This is a genomic window from Stutzerimonas degradans (assembly GCF_024448505.1).
Lineage (GTDB): Bacteria > Pseudomonadota > Gammaproteobacteria > Pseudomonadales > Pseudomonadaceae > Stutzerimonas > Stutzerimonas degradans.
Map to the genome: position 1 here is coordinate 1 of NZ_JAMOHV010000022.1, position 21,752 is coordinate 21,752.

Consider the following 21,752-nt stretch of genomic DNA (forward strand, 5'->3'; position numbering starts at 1 on the left):
CTGAAAGTTCTCCTCGGACGCGGTCATCGGTGGCATCGTCGAAGTGATGCTCATCCAACAGCAAATCGTGTTGGCCTGTCACGGCGATATCCCGATTGGCGTCGTAGCCGAAAAAGCTGGAAGGCGACAGCATATGGGAAAAGTTGTTGCCGTATTTCCAGTGGATCTTCTTCATCACATCGTTGGCGCGGTAGTTGTTCGCCAGATGGATAAACCAATAGGCCATCGGGTTGCTGCCAGCAGGGCGGATGAAGAACACGGTCATGTACTGGGCACCGCTTTCCTGTTTGATCCCTTCAGACAGATGGCGTTGGATCAGGTACTGCCAATTGCGAGGCTGATGTGCCTTCAGCTCTTTCAGCATGCCATGCGCTTTTGTTGGTGCAATCTATAAGCGTGCGTCGGTTGCCGGGCATTAGTAAATGAAAGGCTACCGAGACAGTAAAGATTTGAAGTGGGCAGTCTTCAAGCTAATCAGGCGATCTACAATAAAGCCAACGTCTAACCGAGTCACATTGAAGTCAATTTAGTCGATTAAACGTCTTTATATATAGCGCGCCTCGGTTGCATGCGGCTTTTGATTGGGAATGCAATGGCGGGACATTAGCGCGTGCACGCTTACCGTGGTGCATTGAAACTCAAAATATCCAGTTGCTCGGTCAGCCAGCGATGCGCCTGATATGTACTCTGAAATTTACGAGCTAGGATGCGTACACCTTTATCTACGCTACAGTCACGGAGCGTGAGGCCATGACCTTCTTCGTCGATTTCGTAGGTCTTTGCTTTCATATCGCCGAGCTGCATCGCCAGCAGCCTAACGTCATCGAGTGAATGAATGGGGGCTATGCTGTGCTTGCGCACGTAGGAGCGTACCTTCTCAGAAAGCTCATTGAAGTCATCTGCATTAATGCGGTGGACTATATCATCTGAATCTGGGATTTTCTCCGGATAGTCATCATCAAGTGATACGCAGTGTTCCACACCGTGAATGCTTGCTACTAGGTATTGACCGCCGACTTCGTCGCGCTCGCAGTTAAGAATTAGGATAGACATGATTTTTCCTCAGGTTGTTGTTCTGTTCATAATTCTAAGTTGCTCTGCTTAAAAAAGGCAATAGGCTAACTGTATTTTTATGCAGTCTCTGGTTAACGCCCCGGAGGCCGTTCGGCTGGCTATCTAGTAGAGTGTTCGACCCAAAACTCATAATTTAAAAGTGGCACAAGCAGTATGTCGTGGGCAGTGGTGTCTCGGTAAGCGATCGCGCCAGTCCGTCGCCGACCCAGGCTGTGAGCGCAATTTAAAATTACTCTACTTGGTTCTCGCATTTTAAAATGTGAATCGGCTGAAAGAGTGGAAGCACCTGCTGATACCCGACGCTATCCAGTCGGTCTATGTGCTGCTCCCGGCGGGTTGTCTTGATGGGTCAGGTAACATGGTGCGTTCTTGGCCAACGAACCAAAGTCCGGAATGCGATATAGAAATGATAGTTTTTTTCGCCTTTGCAATACTTAGCTTTTGGGTTATATAAAAATAATGTTTTGGCTGTTGTTTTTTTGTTTTCGTATTTGCGATAATTGATTGTGTGGCATGTGTCACCAAATAATAAGAAGAATATTATGAATGCAGAGACTCAAAGCGCCTACATCAGTTTGGCCAGTAACTTCTATGCGACTCGAATGCAGGGCGTTGAGCTTGATGAGCTCAATATTATTGGTGCTTTGCTTCGGGCGGCTCCTGATTACCGCCCGGACTATTATCGGCGCTTACGTAACGCTTTGGCGTTTGATCAAAAGCGTCGAGGCAATTTCTGGGCTGCCCAAGAAATCAATCGGACGCTCAATCCGGTCACTGTGTTAAATCTGCCGCGAAAGAAAAAACAGCGACGTCCGCAGAAGCTTTCTTCCGCTGATTTCGAGACGTGGCTACGGTGTCTGGCTGAACGAGATATGCCTGTCGAAGCGGGAGCGTTAATGGTGATATCTCTTACCGGAGCGCGACCATGCGAGCTTAACGGAATTTCCATTGATGGCCGGCGCATCCATATATCTGGTGCAAAGCTTAGCCACAAAGGTTTACGCGGCGCTAGCCGAACGCTTGAGGCTGATGGAGACGTCTGCAATATCTTGAGAAACGCTCTCGCTGCTTTTAAATGTCAGCCGCGCAGTATGGATTCTATACGCATTGCGCTTCACCAAGTCGCTACTGAGCTATTCGGTAGGAGGAAGGTGCCGAGTATGTACACACTTCGTCACCAGTTCGGCTCAAATCTGAAAGCCTCAGGCATGTCCGCAATAGAAATGGCATACGTCATGGGGCACCAGGCTACCGATTCGATTAGCCGCTATGGCGATAAAAGATTTGGACGTGCAGAAGCGGTTAAGGTTAAGCCTGCAAGCGATGCTGACTTTTCAAAGGTGAGAGATACAGTGCCTGCTCGAATGCGTGCGGACGTCGTGGCCCTTAATGATCAGCGAGACTTGGATCGTAGGTCTGAGGTCGCTGACCGCTGAGGTGATGTGGTCATTTCAGCGGACAATCATGAATTCCTTAGGCTATCGAGCGTTTGTATCTAGCTCTGGTTTTGATAGCGGTTTCCACCTTTACGTCGTCAACGCTCAGGTATCTGTTACGTAATCTTGGACACATGGGTGTCGCTCATCGGCAGCTTGCGGCCAAAAGCTGCCTGTCGTTGAGTGCAATTTTTGACTCATGGCTGCCAGCAACGGCAGCAGTTAAAATGCTCAGAGACGATCACTCAACGAGCAATAGACCTAGTTTGTTCGACCGAGCTAGATTAGTAAAAGCTCTTTCACTTTTTGCTTGATTTCAGCAGGGCTTTCTTCAAATCCGTATTTACCGGCATTATCTTTAGAAGAGTTATATCCCAAGAAATAACCATTGTATTGAAAGTAGTTAGTGTCAATTTTTCGCCTGCTTGGCTTGCCTTTTTCCAGCATATCCAGAAGCGTTTTTAAGTGTGAGCGTGTTAGCCAGAATTTTAGAAGTAATCCGCTCCCTAGCACTTCAGTGCCGATCATTGGAGCTGCTTGAAAGCCCAAGGCCTAGCTCAGGGCTAGTCGTCTACACCAGTTCCGCTATGTATGCTGAAGGGGGCCCAACCACTCTACCTGACCAGCAACCTCAAGCGCTTCGGCGAATTCAACCTCAAGCTAAACCGGCCACCGGAGCCCTGGATCAAGGACTCGGTGTTCCAACAAGCTGCCGGCTCGCTGCGGGTGATCAGACCTAGCCAGCTAGATACCGAGAAAACGCCATGATCAACATTCCTCCCGCATCCTTCCGCCTTACACCGTACGGCGAAGTGGACGCCGTGGCGTTGGAAAACCTGCGCGACAGCTTCGACACCTCTCAACTGCTCCGGCTGGTTGATCGCTTGGACGTCTGCTTGGTGGAACTGGGTGGAATCACCTCCATTCGCGACGAGCTACTGAGATTGCATGCGATGGCTCTGACGATAGTTGAGGGCATCGCTCTTACGGTGCCTGCCGAGAGTGCTTGTATCTGGACAGAAGCCCAATCTCTACAGATGGATCTTGAGGCACTGGTTTCTTGGGCGCGCTCCGCTCAGCTCATCATTGCGCCGCTGATCAATCTTGCTCCACAGCACGAGGCATGAGCGCTCTCGCCGATTTCGACGAGGCTCAACTGTTTCTGACCATGGCTGGAATCGCCCGTAAGTAGATCAATTCACCAATCAGTTCTACGAGTGTCTGAGTAATCACAGCCGCCGCGGCCAGCGCGCGAATGGACTCCGGGAGCGCTAGGGCCAGGGGAAGCACTACAAGCGAGTTGCGAGTGCCTGAGCTAAAGGCCACTGCCCGTGCGGCAGAAGCCTCCAAGCCAAATAGCCGGGAGCTGAGTACGCCGAGGGCCGGAGCGAGTAGTAGAAACGCTCCGTATACCGGAAGCAACGGCGCCAGGATGTCGAGTTGGTACACGACAGCCGCGATCTGCGAACCCACCACCACGATTAGAACCAGGGCCATTGCAGGCACTGGCAGCCAGGCCCAACCTGCGCTCCATGCGCGAAGCAGCAGAGATCGGCGTCCGCCAAATTCGGTGAGCACAGCCGCTACCAAGGGTAGGACGATCAGTAACAGGAAGGCTTCTGCGAAGGGCCACAGCTCGATCACTGTGCCGGCTTCGGGGCCAAGGATTAGCCGCAAGTAGAGGGGCAGCAGCAGAAGCTGGAGCAACAGCAGCAATGGCGTCGCCGCGAGCACCAGACGAGAGTCCCCTTTGCCCAGGTGGGTGAAGACCACCACGTAATCGATACAAGGCGTCAGCAGGACAAGCAGCGCGCCGACCAACAAGGCCTTGTTCGATGAGAGCGGCCACGTCACCAGCCACACCATCAATGGCACCAATAGGAAGTTGGCCAGCAACAAGGCACCGACGAAGCGGCGGTTGGCAAAAGCTTCTCGCAGCTCCAAAAAAGGAATCTGCAGAAACATGGCATACATCAGCACGGCAATCGCCGGTGTGATGGCCATGGCCGTCAGTCCGGTGAATTGCGCAGAGCTCAGGCCTGCAATGGCAGCGGCCACCACCGCCGCGAAATAAAATGCTATCTGGTGTTCTTCCAGCCAGTCCCGCGACATCTGATATCTTCCCTTGTTGCGCAAGGGCGACATTCTCCCACTGGCATCGGATTTAACCCAGCGTTGAGGCTGGTTGCTTTTCGCTTTGCCGTTGGGCGAAGTCCGCAACGGTCCTAACAAGTCCTGCCGATAAGAGGATGCATGATGTTTCGAAATAACTGGATGGCGGGTCTGAGGCAAGTGCTCGCCATCGCCAGGAGTTAACCGCAATGAATCCTCAACCTTCAGGCATGCCCTGGAACCTGCTGCTGCTAACCTGGCTGGTCGCACTGGTATCGACCCTGTCCGCGCTGTTCATTGGTGAGGTGATGGGCCAGGCACCCTGCGTGTTGTGCTGGTTCCAGCGTGCCTTCATGTTTCCGCTGGCGGTGATCCTGGCCATCGCCTGCTACCGCTCGGATTTCACCGTCTGGCACTATGCCCTGCCGCTGACCGCTATCGGTGCGGCACTGGCATTTGTTCACACGCTGCTCTATGCAGGGCTGATTCCACAGCCGATCCAGCCCTGCACGGCCACTGGTCCATCCTGCTCAGGCGCCGGAATGACCCTCTTCGGCGTGGTGCCCCTGCCGGCACTCGCCTTGTTCGCTTTTATCCTTATCGCCATCCTGCTCATAATCATCCGTCGGAGAACCACCCCATGAATCGCCGTTCCGTGGTCCTGATCGTCAGTGTCGTGATCCTGGCCGTCTTTGCTGCCGCCGCATTCTTCTATTCCCCCTCGCAATCGCCTCAACAGGCCCAGGCTCCCGGTTCGACAGCCCAAGAGACCGCGACACAACCCAAACAGAACGGCGGCCAGTTGGTTCGCTTCCACTCACCAGTGTTCGGCCCGGCGCAAGCGCCAGTGACCATCGTCGAATTCTTTGACCCTTCCTGCGAGGCATGCCGCGCCTTCCACCCCTATGTGAAGCAGATCCTCGCCGAGAACCCGGAAGACGTGCGTTTGGTGCTGCGCTATGTACTGTTCCATCAAGGCTCCGAAGAGGTGGCGCGAATGCTGGAGGCGGCGCGTAAGCAAAATCTCCATGAACAAGTGTTGGGGGCTGTGCTGGAAGCCCAACCCGGTTGGCACGACGACCCCAAGGTAACGCAGGCATGGGCTGCTGCAGAGCGCGTCGGTTTGAACTTGGAACAGGCCCGCCAGGACATGCATACGCCTGGCGTCAACGCCGTGCTGGAAACGGACATGCAGGACGTTAAAGCCGTTGGGGTTCGTGGCACGCCGACTTTTTTTGTCAATGGTCGTGCGCTCAGCGAGTTTGGCCCGGAGCCGCTGCGCCAGTTGGTGAACAGCGAAGTGGCCAAGGCACGAGAATGACACTATGAGCGCGCTGGAAAACCGCGTGCCACCGCTGCTCGTGGCCGGCCTGATCGCTGTGCTGATGGGTTTGTCGGGAACCAAATTGCCGGGTTTCGAACTGGCATGGACCGCGCGCCTGACCTTCGCTTTGCCAATACTGCTCCTGGGGCTCGGCGTGTGCCTCGCCGGCGTCCTGTCGTTTCGCCGCGCGCGTACTACGGTTAATCCATTGCAGCCGCAGCAGGCTTCTGCATTAGTGGAGGCTGGCATCTACCGGTACAGCCGCAACCCCATGTACTTAGGCTTTGCCATTATCCTGGCGGCTTGGGCGCTGGTCTTGGCCTCGCCTCTAACCCTGCTTGGCGTAGTTGCTTTCGTGCTGTACATGAACCGTTTCCAGATCCCAGCCGAAGAGTGGGCGCTGGAAACATTGTTCGGCGAATCATTTGCCCGCTACCGTGCACGAGTCCGCCGCTGGCTCTGAGCGTCCGCGGCGGTAGCGACTGGCGGGGCTTGCTCGTCGCGGCAGCCTGCCGAAGGTGCCACGACCTAGCCTGATCTCCTCGTGACGAGCTGCTTTGGCCACATGCCGCTAGCATGTCTCTGGTCGAAGACATAGCGCCAACGAGTGATGTCGCAAGTTCACTCCGTTGATATCGAGATAACTGTCTAGCAACAGCGTTGAGCGCAAAGCAGGCTTATGCTTCGCTGCGATGACTGTCGGCCTGCCTGGTGTCGATACAAACACTGCCGTCTAGCTCCATTTCAAGTGTCGAGTGGCTGACTTTGAATTGCTCATGAAGTACTCGTTTTAAATCAGTCTTTACTCGTTCAATATCGGGCAGGCTAGCCTTCTTGATGACAACATGTGCTTCCAGTGCGATTGTATGCTCAGCGATTTCCCATACGTGTACGTGGTGAACACTCACAACGTCGTTTACATGTTCCATGATATTGATTATGTCGGCGATGGAAACTCCTTCTGGCGCGCCCTCCATCAACAAGTGAATGGTTTTAGGTAGCATGCTAAAGCCCTGCCATAGCACGTAACCAGCAATCATCAGCGTCAGGACAGTATCTGTCCAATACCAGCCATACAGGAGGATCAATGTTCCGGCAATAATAACGCCGACGGAGGCCAACGCATCCGACACGTTGTGCAAGAATGCCGCCTTTATATTCATGCTATTCTTAGACATTGTGTAGGTGAGCAAGGCCGTAGCGATATCTACAATCAAGGCTATTCCCGCCACCACGACCACTGTCCATCCTTCAATGGGCTGTGGGGAAAAAAACCGACCTATAGCTTCGTAGATGAGGTAGAGACCAACGATAATCAGCGTGACCAAGTTAATCAAAGCCGCTATGGTTTCACTGCGTCGGTAGCCAAAGGTTTTAAAAGCATCTGGCGGTTTGCGGCCGATCTTACGTGCGATGAGCGCAATAACCAGTGATGCAGCATCGCTCAAGTTGTGTAGTGCATCCGCTATGAGCGATAAGCTCCCAGAAAGTATCCCGCCAACAACTTGTGCCAGAGTTAGTGTAGTATTAACGCCAATAGCTGCGATTAAACGCTTATCACCCATGGCTTCGGTGTTATGGTTATGTTCGTGAGCCATATTTTTACCGCTCCTTAAAAACTAGCGTAAGAAAAATAGGGGAGCCAAACGACCGCCCATAAGAGATAATAAAAATACTAGCGCCTATACCATCTGGCCCTCCAAGCCACACTGACAGAAAATGCGACCACCCTCGAGCGAGTTCGTGCGTTATCGTCTTTAACTCGCCGACAACAGGTCGATCTCTCTCAAACGATAAACGACGTTGCTCGCTAATGATATGGATTATGCGGTGCCATGATCTGAAGATGACAAAAATGTAATCTTCCAATCAATTTTGTCGTAGGCTCAAGCCCCTTGCAGATTGGTGCGCCTTGTTGCTGCAATGACGAAGCAAGGCGCTCATGTCACTCCACAATGGAAGCATTACATTTCAATAATGTAATGCTTGGCTCATGCTGCTGTTAGCTTCAGTCAGGCAAAATTCATTCGAACCTGTAGAGCTCACCGAGAAAGCTCAGCAAGCCACCTTTGAATTTAGCGAGGACTGCCCTATGAATCTGTTGAAAGCTATTGTTGTTGGTTTGGTAATTTTCGGCTCCGCATCGTCTTATGCAGGAGATGGATACGACCGTTCAATGAAATTTAATGAAAAATTCCGAGCAGATCAAAAGCGAATTCACGGAACCGAATCCGCCGAAAAAAAAGCAAACGAGTTGAAGGTTAATGATATTCGCCAAGATCAGAACAACACGGAAATTAAGAAAGAAACCAAAGCTGACTAACCGCTTAATATCTGAACGATATCCGCCGCCGGCAGCTTCCAAGCACCGTTGGAAGCAGTTGTACTCTAAGCGCCCTTCGGGGCGCTTTTTTGTGTCCATCACTTGCCCGCAACATCGCTACCAGCGAATCGCCCCGGCCTTTATAGGCCGTTTCGTTAAGTCAGGCCGCTATCGCCTGATCTGTCTGTTATTAGCGTTCGCAAGAGCATATCCGATTGAGCTGAACAGACGCTGGTGGCGTACAACGCATCCACGTCAGGGTCGCCATCTCAACGGCCTCGCGGTTCGTCCATGATTGAAGGTGTCAGCTCGGCCTTGTAAAGCCCGCTGATCGTTCCAGCCAGGGCGTTTTCGTAGCTATCGCCCGTGCTGCCGCCCGGGGCAGGTCAGCCGCTGCTTGCATAATCTTTCGTCAGCTCACCGTGGGTGAAAGCCATCAGCCGAGGAGGCGTATGTAGCGCGGAGTCATACGCACTAAGCGCTGAGCACCCTTTCTATTCACCGTTTAGATGCATTAGACCTACGCTATAAAGGCTTTGCTGCCCGCTGCGCCGCCGCTGAATCTTAGCACTCCGAAACCAACACGCCCCGTTCTCGCGAGCTAGCAAGAACGGGGCGTTGTGTGCCGCCATCCAATCTCTAGCTTGTTCTGTCAGCGGCCAACGCGATTTCTTGCTCCTCCAATTCGTCTTCGCGCCGATGAGCCAGCTGGTAGAGCAACGGCAGTACCAATAGCGTTAGCACCGTTGAGGAGAGAATCCCCCCGATCACCACCGTCGCAAGGGGGCGCTGTACCTCTGCACCGGTACCCACATTCAAGGCCATCGGAACGAACCCGAGTGAAGCCACCAAGGCTGTCATCAATACCGGCCGTAGCCGGGTCAGAGCGCCCTCGCGGATCGCGGTGCCCAGAGGTAAACCTTGCTCCCGTAGGCTACGGATGAAGGAGATCATTACCAGGCCATTTAGAACGGCGACGCCCGACAGAGCAATAAAGCCAACTCCTGCTGAAATGGACAATGGGATATCTCTCAGCCACAGCGCAACAATGCCTCCGGTGAGCGCAAATGGAATCCCTGTAAACACCAACAAGCCGTCTTTGACATTGTTGAACATCATGAAAAGCAGAATGAACACCAGGAGCAGCGCCACAGGGACGACAATCTGCAGCCGCTTCGTTGCAGATTCAAGCTGCTCAAAGGTACCGCCCCAGTCGATCCAATAACCTGACGGGATATCTACCTGGGCCTGGATTTTCTGTTCTGCCTCAGATACGAATGATCCAATGTCCCGACCACGGACGTTTGCACTAACGACAATTCGCCGTTTCCCTTCCTCTCTACTGATCTGATTCGGACCGGGGGCCAAATCCAGAGTGGCCACCTCGCCGAGGGGGATATAACTTATGGCGCTGTTTAATTCCCTTGGAAGGGCAATTGGGAGCCGCTCAATTGCGGCGAGATCGCTTCGTATCTCGTCCGGTAAACGAACTACGATATCGAAACGCCGGTCTCCTTGAAACAAGGTGCCTACCTCTCGGCCCCCGATGGCTACTGCAACCGCTTGCTGTACAGTATCTAAACTCAGGCCGTATCGTGCGATTTGATCGCGATCGATATCAATCGTGAGCATAGGAAGGCCAGTCGTTTGCTCGACCGTAACCTCGGAGGCGCCTGGTACTTGTCCTAGCACCTCGGACACTTCCGCCGCCGTGCTGTTAAGAACCTCCATGTCATCACCATAGATTTTCACGGCTACAGCGGCACGAACACCGGAAATCAACTCGTTGAAACGCAGCTGAATAGGCTGGGAAAACTCGTAGTTATTGCCCGGTAACTCAGCGGCGGATGCTTGGACCTCGCTTAAGAGTTCGTCGCGCGACTTGCCTGGATCCGGCCACTGCTCTTGTGGCTTCAGCATGACGTACCCGTCAGAGATGTTTGGAGGCATGGCATCGGATGCCACCTCCGCAGTGCCTGTGCGCGCAAAAATCCGCTCGATCTCCGGAAACTCATCCATGAGCTTTCGCTCCAGCTGCTGCTGCATCTCGACAGACTGACTAAGGCTGGTAGCCGGTACACGAAGGGCTTGGATAGCGAAGTCCCCCTCGTTGAGGCTAGGCACGAATTCACTGCCCATACGTGCCCCTACGAGGCCGGAAAGTACAACTGCAACAACGGCAAAGGTGAGCACTACTGGCTTGTTGGACATCACCGCATCGAATGCAGGTGCGTAGGCCCGTTTAGCATTGCGGATTAGAAAGTTTTCCTTCTCTGTAACACGCTTGCCGATAAAGAGCGCAACGGCTGCCGGGACGAACGTCACCGAGAGAATCATCGCCCCGAATAGCGCTGTCACTACGGTAAACGCCATGGGCGTGAACATCTTACCTTCTACCCCTGTAAGGGCGAATATCGGCAGATATACGATCATAATGATCAGCTGCCCATAGAGTAGAGGCCGACGCACTTCCTTTGCCGCAGCGAACACTTCATGAAGCCGTTCGGACAGCGTTAATGCCCGCCCGTGATGGGACTGAGCGTGAGCAAGTCGACGCACGCAGTTCTCAACAATCACCACGGCACCATCGATAATGATGCCGAAATCCAATGCGCCTAAGCTCATCAGGTTGGCGCTGACCTCGTTGGCTACCATGCCGGTGAACGTAAAGAGCATCGCCAGCGGTATAACAAGTGCGGTTAGGATCGCCGCACGGATATTGCCCAAGAAGAGAAAAAGTATAACCACAACAAGAATGGCACCCTCAGTGAGGTTCTTCTTAACGGTGGATATAGCTTTGTCTACGAGTACAGTTCGATCGTAGACAGTAATCGCCTTTACGCCCTCTGGAAGCGAAAGGTTTATCTCTTTCATCTTGTCATCGACAGCCCTAGAAACTACCCGGCTATTTTCACCGATAAGCATGAAAGCCGTACCTAGAACCACTTCGCGGCCATTCTCGGTGGCTGCGCCAGTACGGAGCTCCTTTCCAACCTCTACCGTCGCAACGTCGCGGATACGTACTGGGGTACCGTCAACGTTGCTAATAAGGGTATTGCGGATGTCCTCTACTGATTGCATTTGTCCTGGAGCACGAACAAGATACTGCTCGCCGCGTTTTTCAATATATCCGGCACCTAGATTGTTATTGTTTTGCTCAACCGCCTCGATCAAATCTTGTAGTGTTAGTCCAAACGACCGCAAAGTGTCTGGGTTGGGGGCGATCTGATATTCCTTTGCATATCCTCCGATCGTATTGATCTCAGTTACGCCTGGTACATTGCGGACTTGCGGTTTGATGATCCAATCTTGAATCTCACGCAAGTCAGCAGAGGTATAAGGCGTACCGTCCGATTTGGTGGCACCGTCCTCAGCTTCAACCGTCCAAAAATAGATTTCGCCAAGCCCAGTGGAAATAGGGCCAAGTGTTGGAGTGACGCCTTCCGGAAGCTGATCTTTGGCCCCTCCCAAGCGCTCATTCACAAGTTGGCGGGCAAAATAGATGTCAGTGCCTTCCTCAAAAATAACTGTGATCTGAGAAAGTCCATATCGAGACAAGGAACGGGTCTGCTCGAGCTTGGGCAACCCGGCCATTACCGTCTCGAGCGGGTAGGTAATGCGCTGCTCCACTTCCAGCGGGGAATAACCTGGGGCCGCAGTGTTGATTTGCACCTGTACGTTGGTGATATCAGGGACAGCATCGATAGGCAGCTTTTGGTAGCTGTAAGCTCCTAACGCTGCCATGCCAAGCACGGCTAGCAAAACCAGCCAGCGATGCTCTATAGAAAAGCGAATGATACGTTCGAACACAGTCTATAACTCCGTATCAGTGAGCATGCGAGGCGCTGGCTTTGCCAAGCTCGGACTTAATGATGAAACTGTTGGCCAAGGCATAGCGCACTCCGGCCTGAAGACCTTCCTTGATTTCAACCGCTTCACTATCGCCGCGACCAGTCACGATTGGCTGAGCAGCAAAGCCATGGTCGGTCCGTACAAACACCACCGGATTATCTTCCAACGTGTGGATCGCATCGGGCTTGACTGCAACCGGCACGGACACTCCGCCAGAGCCTACCCGCACTTTGACGAACAGGCCGGGACGCCAAACACCTTCCGGGTTCGGAAGCGTGACCCGGGCGGTAGCGGCGCGGCTTTGCTGACCAACAAGTGAGCCGACATAAGAAACGGTGCCATTGGCACTGGACTCGAATGCTGTGGCTTCGATAACCGCGTTGCTGCCGACTCGTACCGCGCTGAGTGCATTGGCAGGAACGCTGATATCTGCCCAAACGGTAGAGAGATCGGAAATGATGAATATCTGGTCGTCGGTATTGACTGACTCACCGAGCGTGATGTCCTTCTCAACGATCATCCCATCGAACGGCGCCCTGAGTTCGTAGCGGCTCAATGCGTCTGGCTTGCCAGCATCACTACCAAGCGCTTGTAGCTGTGCTTTTGCATTCGCAACCGTCAGCTCTGCTTCCCGTAGAGCCTGTTGTGCCTGTAAATAATCCTGTTCTGCAGAAATACGCTCTTCCCACAGCTCCTTTTCGCGTCGATAGGTTTTCTGAGCCAATGCAAGACGTTTTTGTGCCGCGTAGAACTCGCTTCTACGTTCCGACAGGTCGGTACTCGCGATCACAGCAAGCACTTGCCCCTGTTTCACCTGTTCGCCCAAATCGACTTTGACCGCTTCAACGACACCTGAGAGACGAGGCACAACTTGCGCTGTACGATCCTGGTTAAACGTAATTTCACCTGGCAGCTCGATTGCGCTTTGTATCTTTGCGGGCTCAGCAGTTGCCAGTGAAATGCCGGCGGCTAGGATTTGTGTCTCTGAGAGTTCTACCTCTGCTGTTTCAGTGTGCTCCGCTCCCTCGGGCTCATCTTCATGCTCATCTTTCTCTGCCGCACCGACCTCGTGATCGCTATCGGCGCCTCCTTCATCATGTCCATGATCTCCTTCGGCTTCAGCATCCTCATCCGAATGCCCTTCATCCTCCTGCTCCGATGCGTCACCATGCTCGCTATGTGCGTCGCCCGCTTCGGGCACAGCTGGACTACTGCGAAGAAGCAATCCGCCAAGCACAAGTGCCACGCTTAATATGACGACGATCCAAAAAATCTGCTTCTTGTGACCAGCCAAGGAAGATGTATTCGATTTACTTTTCATATGGATTCCTTATGGCTGAGTGGCCGAGGTGATAACGGCCGACCCATCGCCGACGATTCGGGCGATTTCCGCCGCCGCCTGGTTAGCTTGCGAGAGCGCAGACAGATACTGAGAGCGGGCTTGGAAAAGCGTGCGTTGAGCATCCAGTACGTCAAGGAAGGTGAACTTTCCTAGTTCGAACCCCTTGCTGGCAGCTTCATAAGCGCTTTGGGCACTGGGGAGCATGTCGTTGCGCAACAGTTCGAACTGCTGGCGAGCAGTGCGCAGCCGCATGTGCGCTTGGGAAAGTTCGCTTTTCAGGCGTATATGGACGGCGTTAAGCTCGTCCTGCGCCTGGTAGGCCCGTTCCTGTGCTGCTCCGATGTTGCCTTGGTTTCGATCAAACAACGGCAGGGGCATCGAGATACTCACCAGTCCCAGCGTGCCGTTATATTCATCTGAGCGTTGGGCACCTACGCTAACCGTCACGTTAGAAAAGCGATTCGTCCTTTCCAGCTCCAACGCAGCCCGACGTCTTTCAGCCTCCCGACGCGCGCGGGTTAGTTGGGCGGAATCGTTCAAACGGCTATAAAGCTCAGCTAGCTCGGGAAGAGGAGGCACTGCCTCTACCGGCTCTTTTACTCGCTCAAAGCGTGGCTGTGGATTTCCCCAGTTGGCCGCCAGCCGAGTGCGCGCAGCTTCGAGTTCAGCTGTGGCCTGGGCAAGCTCTACTTGCACTCCAGTAGCCGCAACCCGCGCCCGGGTTTCCTCTACGGGAGAGACCATGCCGGCCCTCACACGTCGATTGGCAACGTTCACAGCTTGCTTCGCAAGCTTTGAAGCAGCCTGAGCGAGGTCCAGCCGTTCTTGAGCAGTAAGCACATCGTAGTATGCACCCATCACTGCCCCCCTCAGTCGAGCTTGGGCGTCCTGTAGGTCGGCGGCCGCTACGTCCATGGCGCGTTGCGCTGCCTCAATACGAGCCGAACGTTTACCACCCAGCTCTATTTCTTGGCTCAGTTCAAGCGTGGTCTCCGGGGCATCGCCCCGGATTCCCTCCTGGCTAGCGGACAATATTGGATTCGGACGTGCTCCTGCTTGGCTAATCAATGCGCGAGAAGCAGCCAGCTCACGTCTTGCAGCAGCCAGTTCAGGGCTTGCAGAGCTAGCGAGTTCCAAGGCGCGTACAAAGCTTATGGAGTCGACAGACTCAACGGGGAAGGTATTTGACACACTGACAGGTAAGGTCTGTGTGAAGGTCGGCAACTCTAAGGGTTGCGCAAAGGCGAGATTGCACGACAACGTCGTCAACCCCAGCGAGAAAAGAGCTTTTCGCACCGAAATCTCCTAAAAAAAGGGAAGGTTCGGTGAGACGTCAGATACAGATAAATGGCGCTTACTGGTTACTTTGGCGTCCCACCGGTTTTGCACCGATGCGCCAATTAGGTTTCTCAGGACGCCCCGCTTCAGCCGATGCGTAGCTAGCAGAAGGAAACGGTTTCAAGCTCATTGATAATACCGAACCAGGACAGATCCCTTTCGTTATAAGCGGCTTGATATGGTCGCCATGAAAGACACAGTCTCCATCCAGACTGATTTTTTTTGCGGCTTTTGACGATCCTTCCTCGTCAGTACCCAGAGACTCGTGCGGATGTTCGTGATGTCCAAGATGATTTGCTGCCGAACCATCCTCATGACTGCAGCTCGTGCTAACAACTGCCCATGATGATTGCAATGGGAACAAGGCTAGCAACATCAGCAAAACTATTTTTCTCATCCAAGGCAAAACGATGACTTCCTGGTTTAGATGTCGAATCCAATCATAAGAACTACCCCCGCCAAGACGCGAAACACATGCGCCTCTACTGCGATAGTGATTCGCCCTGAATTTAGTAGACAAATACACGAAAGCGTTTTTATCAGCCTTGCCAAGCCGGCGAGATAGCTGATGGCTATGGGGTGGTGACTTTAAATAAGTGTGGATAACGACCTGGTGACCGCAACATTACAAATCTGTAATCGAAGGAGTGCGCGATTGGGCTTCCTCAGATTACAAAATAGTCATTTGCCGCTAATCCTGCCGTCATCTCTAGGGGAAGAACATGGCCAAGCGCTAAAAACAAAAAGGCGAAAGGCGTCATTCGAGCACTGACCTGCCGTACATAAGGAGCATCATCATGAGCAAAAAGGCCGTTTTTTCGCTGACAGCCCTTTCACTGGCATTGGGCAGCGCCCCGGTCTTTGCCCAATCGGAAACAGCCGAGGGCTTCATCGAAGGCAGCACGCTATCGCTGATAAATCGCAACTTCTATTTCAATCGGGATTTTCGCGACGGTGAGAGTGCCGCCGGCAATGGCTACTCCGAGGAATGGGCCCACGGATTGATGGCCTTCTTCGAGTCCGGATATACCCAAGGCTCGGTAGAGATTGGCTTCGACGCTTTCGCCATGCTCGGCCTCAAGCTCGACTCCGGTTCGGGGCGCTCCGGTGTGGGCGGCAGCATCGACCTGCTTCCCCACGACAGCGCTGGCGATCCTGAGGATGACTTCACACGGGTGGGGGGCGCGGTGAAAGCACGCTTGCTGGACACCGAGATCAAGGCCGGCGATGTATTTCCCACTACACCTGTCGTGCACTTCGGCGACTCTCGGCTGCTGCCGGAGTCTTTCAAGGGTGTCACCGTTGTGAACAACTCGCTGGACGACCTCACCCTTCAGGGAGGCCGCTTGCACGCGATGAGCCAGCCCAACACCAGTAACATGAACGAAGACTTCGTCACCTTCTACGGCGGGGGCGTAGACGCGCCTTGGCTCGGCTACGCAGGCGGTGACTACAGCGTGAATGAAAATATCAGTCTTAGCCTGTACACCAGCCGCCTCAAAGATGCCTGGAACCAGCATTACTTCGGTGCGTCGGCCACCTATCCGCTCTCCGATATCGTCGCGCTGCTGGCCAGCTTCAACTATTACAAGGCAACCGACGAAGGCCGTGAGTTGCTGGGCGAGTTCAACAACAACATCTGGAGCTCCAGCCTGGGTGTCGCCTTCGGCGCGCACACCGTCACGGCGTCGTATCAGCGAAACAACGGTAACAACGACTTTGACTACTTGCGCCAGGCGGACTCGATCTACCTGAACAACTCCATTCAGTACAGTGATTTCAACTCACCTAAAGAGCAGTCCTGGATGCTGCGCTACGACCTGAACATGGCGGAGTACGGCATACCCGGGCTTACTTTCATGACCCGCTACGCCCGCGGTTGGGGCGCCGATTACAGCAACGCGAACGAGGTGTACATGCGCCAAGACGATAACGGTGCGCCGCTGACGGGACAGAACCGCTGGGAACGCGACGTCGAAGCCCGCTACGTTGTACAGACTGGCTCTCTCAAGGATTTGTCTCTGCGGGTGCGCCAGGCTACCACGCGGGCGACTGCTTTCGAGTCCGACCTCGATGAGGTCCGATTCATCGCCGAGTACCCTCTCTCGATCTTGTGAAACACCATGAGCAACACCACATCTTCTTTAGTTTTGCTCCCTTGGTTTGAAGATGTGTTTCAGGCGCCCATCAGGGCGCCTTTTTTCGTTTGGTGCACCCGCTCGCGCTGCGGGTCAACCAAATGACCGGTAGATTACAAATTCGCAAGATAGCCCTCACAAGGCTTTTACCGCGTTAAAGTGCTTCCCGCTTCCCTGGGCAGATCTTTTCGCCTCTGCCTTTCACGCTAGAGCCAAGCCGCTTTCGTCTTGACCTAGTTACTACATGGATTTTTTTGGTTCCGCTTACCGCGCACCTCCTTGCCGAGTTACCTCAAAACATGCGCATCCTGGTTGTCGAAGACGAGATCAACGCTGCGGAATACTTGCAGCAGGGTCTTATCGAATGTGGTTACTTGGTCGATTGCGTAAGTGATGGCCTCGATGGGTTTCACCTGGCACTGCAGAACGACTATGACATCGTGCTGCTAGATGTGAATCTGCCAACCATGGATGGGTGGGAGGTTCTCGAACTCATCAGGCGGCGTAAGCAGACACGCGTCATCATGCTGACTGCCAATGGCCGCTTAGAGCAAAAAGTCCGCGGCTTGGAATCGGGCGCCGACGACTATCTGGTCAAGCCGTTCCAGTTCCCCGAGCTGCTTGCCCGTATCCGGACACTGTTGCGGCGAGGCGAGGCAGTCACACTTCCGAGCAACCTGCGTGTAGCCGACCTCGAACTGGACCCGGCCCGGCATAGGGCTTACCGGAGCGGTCAGCGTATCGACCTCACCAGCAAAGAATTTGCGTTATTGCATCTGCTCATGCGCCGGACTGGCGAAGTCCTCACGCGTACGGAAATAACTGCCATGGTGTGGGACATCAATTTCGACTGCGATACCAATGTGGTGGATGTTGCGATTCGTCGCCTGCGGATGAAAGTGGACGAACCCTTCGGCGATCGCCTGATACACACCATCCGGGGTGTGGGCTACGTGCTGGAGGCGCGGCCTTGAAGCCACTCAGCCTCGCATCGCGTCTCGCGCTTCAAATCACACTGACCGGCGCCGCTTTGGTCGCGCTGCTGATTGCACTGAGCTACTGGGTACTGGTGCGCCAACTGGAACTGCGCGCCCAGGAGGAAGTGACGGCCAAGCTCTCTCAGATCGATCATGGACTCCTCGAAGACACCAAAGCCCGTATGGGCCGCTCCTGGCAACACGCATTGAGCGATACCGTACTCGGCCATGACAACCTTTCGATTACGGTCATCGGCGATACAGCGAAATCACCCATTTTCAGTATCGGCCGATTCGCCAATGCGCCGCAGCAGCTGGATCTCGTGAGCAGGGACGGCGACTATCTTGGCTGGACAACGAAAGATGGCGTGCAGATGCTAACCGGGCGCAAGCAAATCCAAGTCCCGGGACTGGCTCCAATGACGCTTTTACTTTCGCAAGATCGCAGTGCCGATCAACGGCTGGTGGCTGCATTCCTGCGCTCGGCCTTAGTGACCGTGCCGATGCTACTGATATTGATCGGATTGGCTGGATGGCTAATCGCCCAAAATGGCTTGCGGCCGCTTCGCAAGTTCCGGGCCTTGGCGACTAAGGTATCTACACAGGATCTATCACCTCGAATCCGCACCGATCGGCTTCCGCAAGAGCTCCAGGCATTGGCGCACAGCCTCAACGTAATGCTTCATCGACTCGATGACGGCGTTCAGCAACTGTCACAATTCTCGGACGATGTGGCTCATGAGTTAAAAACTCCGCTGAACAACCTGATAGGCAAGGCGCAGGTGACTTTGGTGCGTGAGCGAAGCAAGGAGCATTATCGGGAGGTGATCGAGTCGTCGGTTGAAGAACTCGAACGCATGGATCGAATCGTGTCAGACATGCTGTTTCTCGCCCAGGCCAGCCACGCCAGCCCAGCACTGAAGCTCGAACAATTATCTTTAGGAAGCGAGGCGAGGCGCGTATGTGAATACTTCGAAGTCCTTGCCGAAGAAGCGGGAGTCGCTACGACAGTAACGGGCGATGCCATGATTTTGGGAAATCGACTTATGGTCCAGCGGGCCATTTCCAACCTGCTATCCAACGCGCTGCGGCATTCAAATACTGGCAGTACGGTCGAACTTAAGATCCTTGAGGAGGACGTAGACATCGTCTCGCTGGCTGTCACCAATCATGGCGCGACTATCGAATCGGATCATCTCCCACATCTGTTCGACCGCTTTTACCGCGTTAACGGCATACAACCTCGCGGGGCAGGATTGGGGCTAGCGATTGTCCGCTCAGTGATGAACCTCCACAAAGGCCACGTGGCCGTCGCCAGCAAAGACGGTCGGACCACGTTTGAACTCACGTTTCCTCGGCAGGCCTGACTCAAAGTGATACCGCACGGAGACAGCCATCACTACGAAGGGGCAAAAACCACAGGGACAAACAACCATTTCGAGGGCATGCGCGTTGGCCGGGTAACCAGGCCCGCAAGCCCCAACGCCGTTCATTTAATGCATGCGTCCTCGCTAATTCCGGCGAGAATGCCGCAAGCCTCAACTTCCCGCCCATCGTTGCAATTAGCCCGCAGTGAAACGAGTTGTCGTTCGAGTGATTGCAGAGCGGTTATCTGGGATCTGACTTGAGAAATGTGATCATCGAGTAAGGCATTGACGGCCGTACAAGGCTGGCGAGGGTCATCCTGGTAGCTTTGGAGTGCGTGAATCTCTGGAAGTGACAGATTCAAGATTCGGCAGCGCCGGATGAAAGCTAGCCGCTCGCCATGCTTCTCGGTGTAGACACGATAGCCGTTCGCCTGGCGATCAGGCGGTGGCAACAAGCCCTGCTGCTCATAGAAGCGGATCGTCTGTGTATCAATCCCTATTAGCCTTGCTAACTGACCAATGCGCATCGTGTGAATCCTCATCGGCTCTGCGTTATTGACCTTATAGTAGCTATAAGGCTTTTAATGATCCCATCTTCGATTTCAAGTGGAGCCGTATCATGAGCAAGTCCGATGGTCCCTGCGGCTGCGATGCGACACCAGCCGCTGATGCCGATATGCAAAACCCTTCCGATACGACGGGGCAATGGGTCAGTGTTTACGCCGTGCCCAAGATGGATTGTCCATCAGAAGAGCGAATGATCCGCTTGGCGCTGAATGGTTTGGACGGAGTTCGGAAGCTGACTTTTGATCTGTCGGACCGTCGGTTAGATGTCATGCATGACAGTGCCGTTGAGCCCATAACCAAAAAGCTGGCGACGTTAGGGCTAGGCGCCACTCTTCAGAAAACTGTCGCGGCAGACCCTGAGATGATCAAAGCCGCCGAGAATCCGGCGAACTCTACACAGGAATCCCGCTCCCTACGTTTACTGTTAGGCATCAACGCCTTCATGTTCGTGGTAGAGATGACTGCTGGCCTGATTGCCAGGTCCGCGGGTCTGATTGCCGATTCGCTCGACATGTTCGCTGACGCGGCAGTGTACGGCCTGGCCCTTTATGCGGTTGGGCGCAGCGTCAATCTGCAGGTGCGTGCTGCACACCTTGCTGGTGTGCTCCAGCTGATTTTGGCCCTCGGCGTGCTCGTAGAGGTGATCAGACGCTTTATATTCGGCAGCGAGCCCGAGTCGCTGATAATGATGGCCGTCGCGTTCCTGGCATTGCTCGCCAACACGGGTTGTTTGCTGCTGATTTCCAAACACCGGGAAGGTGGTGCTCACATGAAAGCGAGCTGGATATTCTCCGCCAATGATGTGGTCATCAACATGGGCGTCATAGTCGCCGGAGCGCTCGTCGCTTGGACTGGGTCCAACTACCCAGACCTGATTATCGGTACCGTCGTGGGATTCATCGTTCTCAACGGCGCTCGGCGTATTCTGGCGCTCAAGGGTTGAAGGAGCTCCCGTTACAGAAAAAGGGTGTCTTCATGCCTGTAAGCCATCCGGGTCTAGCGGCGTCAGCTAAAACTGGCGACGCCGCTTTAGCCGTTGGCGGATGGTGGGTATTGCAGAACGTGGGCTGCAAAGTCCATCAGCGAGACGAAGCCGCACTGATCGGCTTTTCCTTCACGCTGTAGGTGGTAGCCCCGCATGCCTTGCCCAATTGGACCAAGCATATCGGCTTGCAACGTGTCACCGATCATTGCGATAGCGGAGGCTTCGCAGCCAAGCTGTTCGATCATCTGACGATAGATTGCGGGCTCAGGCTTTATTGTCCCAACCTCAAAGCTCCATCCGTAAACATCGAACGACGGCAGTAACAGTTTGGCCGGAATCGCATATGGGGCTGCGAGATTGGAGCACAACGCGAGATTCAGGCCGGCGTCCTTTAGCTGATTTAGCGACTCCAACGCATCATCGAAAAGGCGAACGCTGGCCAGCTCGGTGAAAAGGTCGCTTTCAAGGCTAGCTAACTCAGAGTTGCTCAACTGCGCACCGAAATAATCGGCAGCTCCAGCCAAGCCCAGATTTCGAGTCATCAGAGTCCGTGCGTCATCCGGCCTTGGTGTTTTGCCCTGAAGCCGCAGGTTCTGCATCAGTTGGCGGAAAGGATGGCGGCGCTCACCTATCTGGAGAAGCGTGCCAAACACATCGAAAACTACTGCTTGTATCATGCCGGTACCTCTACCGTTGGAGGCGAACCGCCCACCCGAAGAGCGATGCCGCCCCTCTCAGTTTTCTGAACTGGATTTCTTCAGAGGTGGCACGAAGAAGATGGGTCTTTGCGGGGGCGCTATCAGGATATCTGTCGACTTGATGCTTGTGCCTTTTCGACGCCTTGTTTTGCCGTTCTTGTCGACCGCCAGCAGATCACCGGTCGCGACAGCAATGTCGAGTGCCTGCTTTACGCGAAG

General features: G+C 54.1%; 20 protein-coding genes and 3 pseudogenes. 11 read left to right on the forward strand and 12 right to left on the reverse strand.

Translation table 11 applies throughout. From position 1 onward, the window contains the following. Positions 1–361: pseudogene (tcmP, locus tag NAV27_RS18850) on the reverse strand (three-Cys-motif partner protein TcmP); the annotation flags it as partial. A 257-nt stretch (positions 362–618) separates the two neighbouring features. Continuing rightward, positions 619–1,053: a hypothetical protein gene (locus NAV27_RS18855; RefSeq protein WP_017246346.1), complete on the reverse strand. Its 435-nt coding sequence runs from the start codon at positions 1,051–1,053 to the stop codon at positions 619–621. Positions 1,054–1,616: 563 nt separating this feature from the next. Between NAV27_RS18855 and NAV27_RS18860 the strand changes: the two genes are divergently transcribed. Continuing rightward, positions 1,617–2,510 (forward strand): site-specific integrase, encoded by an 894-nt coding sequence (locus NAV27_RS18860; protein ID WP_102829513.1) that lies wholly within the window; start codon positions 1,617–1,619, stop codon positions 2,508–2,510. 279 nt (positions 2,511–2,789) lie between these two features. Here the strand turns inward: NAV27_RS18860 and NAV27_RS18865 are convergent, their stop codons facing one another. After that, positions 2,790–3,038 (reverse strand): hypothetical protein, encoded by a 249-nt coding sequence (locus NAV27_RS18865; RefSeq protein WP_101153433.1) that lies wholly within the window; start codon positions 3,036–3,038, stop codon positions 2,790–2,792. Positions 3,039–3,101: 63 nt separating this feature from the next. On the opposite strand from NAV27_RS18865, the gene NAV27_RS18870 reads away from it, so the two are divergent. Both NAV27_RS18870 and tnpC read left to right on the forward strand, forming a co-directional pair. Further along, positions 3,102–3,278: a hypothetical protein gene (locus tag NAV27_RS18870; RefSeq protein WP_003292677.1), complete on the forward strand. Its 177-nt coding sequence runs from the start codon at positions 3,102–3,104 to the stop codon at positions 3,276–3,278. Beyond that, on the forward strand, positions 3,275–3,637 hold the full coding sequence (gene tnpC, locus NAV27_RS18875; protein ID WP_003292676.1) for a Tn3 family transposase post-transcriptional regulator TnpC: 363 nt from the start codon (positions 3,275–3,277) through the stop codon (positions 3,635–3,637). The genes NAV27_RS18870 and tnpC overlap by 4 nt, the downstream gene beginning before the upstream one ends. A gap of 25 nt (positions 3,638–3,662) precedes the next feature. Here the strand turns inward: tnpC and NAV27_RS18880 are convergent, their stop codons facing one another. Further along, positions 3,663–4,622: an arsenic resistance protein gene (locus tag NAV27_RS18880; protein WP_003292675.1), complete on the reverse strand. Its 960-nt coding sequence runs from the start codon at positions 4,620–4,622 to the stop codon at positions 3,663–3,665. Positions 4,623–4,831: 209 nt separating this feature from the next. Between NAV27_RS18880 and NAV27_RS18885 the strand changes: the two genes are divergently transcribed. From NAV27_RS18885 to NAV27_RS18895, 3 genes are read left to right on the forward strand one after another with little or no spacing between them, the layout of a single operon-like run. After that, complete coding sequence (locus tag NAV27_RS18885) at positions 4,832–5,266, forward strand: disulfide bond formation protein B (protein WP_003292674.1); 435 nt, start codon at positions 4,832–4,834, stop codon at positions 5,264–5,266. Next, complete coding sequence (locus NAV27_RS18890) at positions 5,263–5,943, forward strand: DsbA family protein (RefSeq protein WP_008569955.1); 681 nt, start codon at positions 5,263–5,265, stop codon at positions 5,941–5,943. The genes NAV27_RS18885 and NAV27_RS18890 overlap by 4 nt, the downstream gene beginning before the upstream one ends. 4 nt (positions 5,944–5,947) lie before the next feature. Then, a complete protein-coding gene (locus NAV27_RS18895; protein WP_003292672.1) occupies positions 5,948–6,409 on the forward strand; it encodes a methyltransferase family protein in 462 nt (153 codons plus the stop codon). Positions 6,410–6,623: 214 nt separating this feature from the next. Here the strand turns inward: NAV27_RS18895 and NAV27_RS18900 are convergent, their stop codons facing one another. Then, positions 6,624–7,544, reverse strand: coding sequence for a cation diffusion facilitator family transporter (locus tag NAV27_RS18900; RefSeq protein ID WP_102829514.1), 921 nt, complete (start codon positions 7,542–7,544; stop codon positions 6,624–6,626). A gap of 395 nt (positions 7,545–7,939) precedes the next feature. Between NAV27_RS18900 and NAV27_RS18905 the strand changes: the two genes are divergently transcribed. After that, positions 7,940–8,269, forward strand: a complete 330-nt coding sequence (locus NAV27_RS18905) for a hypothetical protein (RefSeq protein WP_021210274.1) — start codon at positions 7,940–7,942, stop codon at positions 8,267–8,269. A 168-nt stretch (positions 8,270–8,437) separates the two neighbouring features. Here the strand turns inward: NAV27_RS18905 and NAV27_RS18910 are convergent. The 4 genes and pseudogenes from NAV27_RS18910 to NAV27_RS18925 all read right to left on the reverse strand — a co-directional run. Continuing rightward, positions 8,438–8,643, reverse strand: a pseudogene (locus NAV27_RS18910) (IS3 family transposase); the annotation flags it as partial. A 265-nt stretch (positions 8,644–8,908) separates the two neighbouring features. Next, positions 8,909–12,079 (reverse strand): efflux RND transporter permease subunit, encoded by a 3,171-nt coding sequence (locus NAV27_RS18915; RefSeq protein WP_003292670.1) that lies wholly within the window; start codon positions 12,077–12,079, stop codon positions 8,909–8,911. 16 nt (positions 12,080–12,095) lie between these two features. After that, the gene (locus NAV27_RS18920; RefSeq protein ID WP_031323264.1) at positions 12,096–13,442 is read right to left on the reverse strand and encodes an efflux RND transporter periplasmic adaptor subunit; all 1,347 of its coding nucleotides are present in this window, start codon (positions 13,440–13,442) and stop codon (positions 12,096–12,098) included. Between the two features lie 9 nt (positions 13,443–13,451). After that, complete coding sequence (locus NAV27_RS18925; RefSeq protein ID WP_031323266.1) at positions 13,452–14,759, reverse strand: TolC family protein; 1,308 nt, start codon at positions 14,757–14,759, stop codon at positions 13,452–13,454. 839 nt (positions 14,760–15,598) lie between these two features. Between NAV27_RS18925 and NAV27_RS18930 the strand changes: the two genes are divergently transcribed. The 3 genes from NAV27_RS18930 to NAV27_RS18940 all read left to right on the forward strand — a co-directional run bounded on the left by NAV27_RS18930 (position 15,599) and on the right by NAV27_RS18940 (position 19,283). Beyond that, positions 15,599–16,918 carry an OprD family porin gene (locus NAV27_RS18930; protein WP_023444719.1) on the forward strand — a complete coding sequence of 440 codons (1,320 nt, stop codon included), beginning with the start codon at positions 15,599–15,601 and terminating at the stop codon, positions 16,916–16,918. A 320-nt stretch (positions 16,919–17,238) separates the two neighbouring features. Then, a complete protein-coding gene (locus tag NAV27_RS18935) occupies positions 17,239–17,913 on the forward strand; it encodes a heavy metal response regulator transcription factor (protein ID WP_003292664.1) in 675 nt (224 codons plus the stop codon). After that, positions 17,910–19,283: a heavy metal sensor histidine kinase gene (locus tag NAV27_RS18940; protein ID WP_003292663.1), complete on the forward strand. Its 1,374-nt coding sequence runs from the start codon at positions 17,910–17,912 to the stop codon at positions 19,281–19,283. Before NAV27_RS18935 ends, NAV27_RS18940 begins: the two co-directional genes overlap by 4 nt. Before the next feature lie 122 nt (positions 19,284–19,405). On the opposite strand, the gene cadR is transcribed toward NAV27_RS18940, so the two are convergent. Further along, on the reverse strand, positions 19,406–19,810 hold the full coding sequence (cadR, locus tag NAV27_RS18945; protein ID WP_003292662.1) for a Cd(II)/Pb(II)-responsive transcriptional regulator: 405 nt from the start codon (positions 19,808–19,810) through the stop codon (positions 19,406–19,408). A gap of 92 nt (positions 19,811–19,902) precedes the next feature. On the opposite strand from cadR, the gene NAV27_RS18950 reads away from it, so the two are divergent. Then, positions 19,903–20,793 (forward strand): cation efflux transmembrane domain-containing protein, encoded by an 891-nt coding sequence (locus NAV27_RS18950; RefSeq protein ID WP_003292661.1) that lies wholly within the window; start codon positions 19,903–19,905, stop codon positions 20,791–20,793. An 86-nt stretch (positions 20,794–20,879) separates the two neighbouring features. Here the strand turns inward: NAV27_RS18950 and NAV27_RS18955 are convergent, their stop codons facing one another. Both NAV27_RS18955 and NAV27_RS18960 read right to left on the reverse strand, forming a co-directional pair. Next, positions 20,880–21,512: an HAD family hydrolase gene (locus NAV27_RS18955; RefSeq protein ID WP_003292660.1), complete on the reverse strand. Its 633-nt coding sequence runs from the start codon at positions 21,510–21,512 to the stop codon at positions 20,880–20,882. Positions 21,513–21,569: 57 nt separating this feature from the next. Continuing rightward, a pseudogene (locus NAV27_RS18960) lies at positions 21,570–21,752 on the reverse strand (three-Cys-motif partner protein TcmP); the annotation flags it as partial.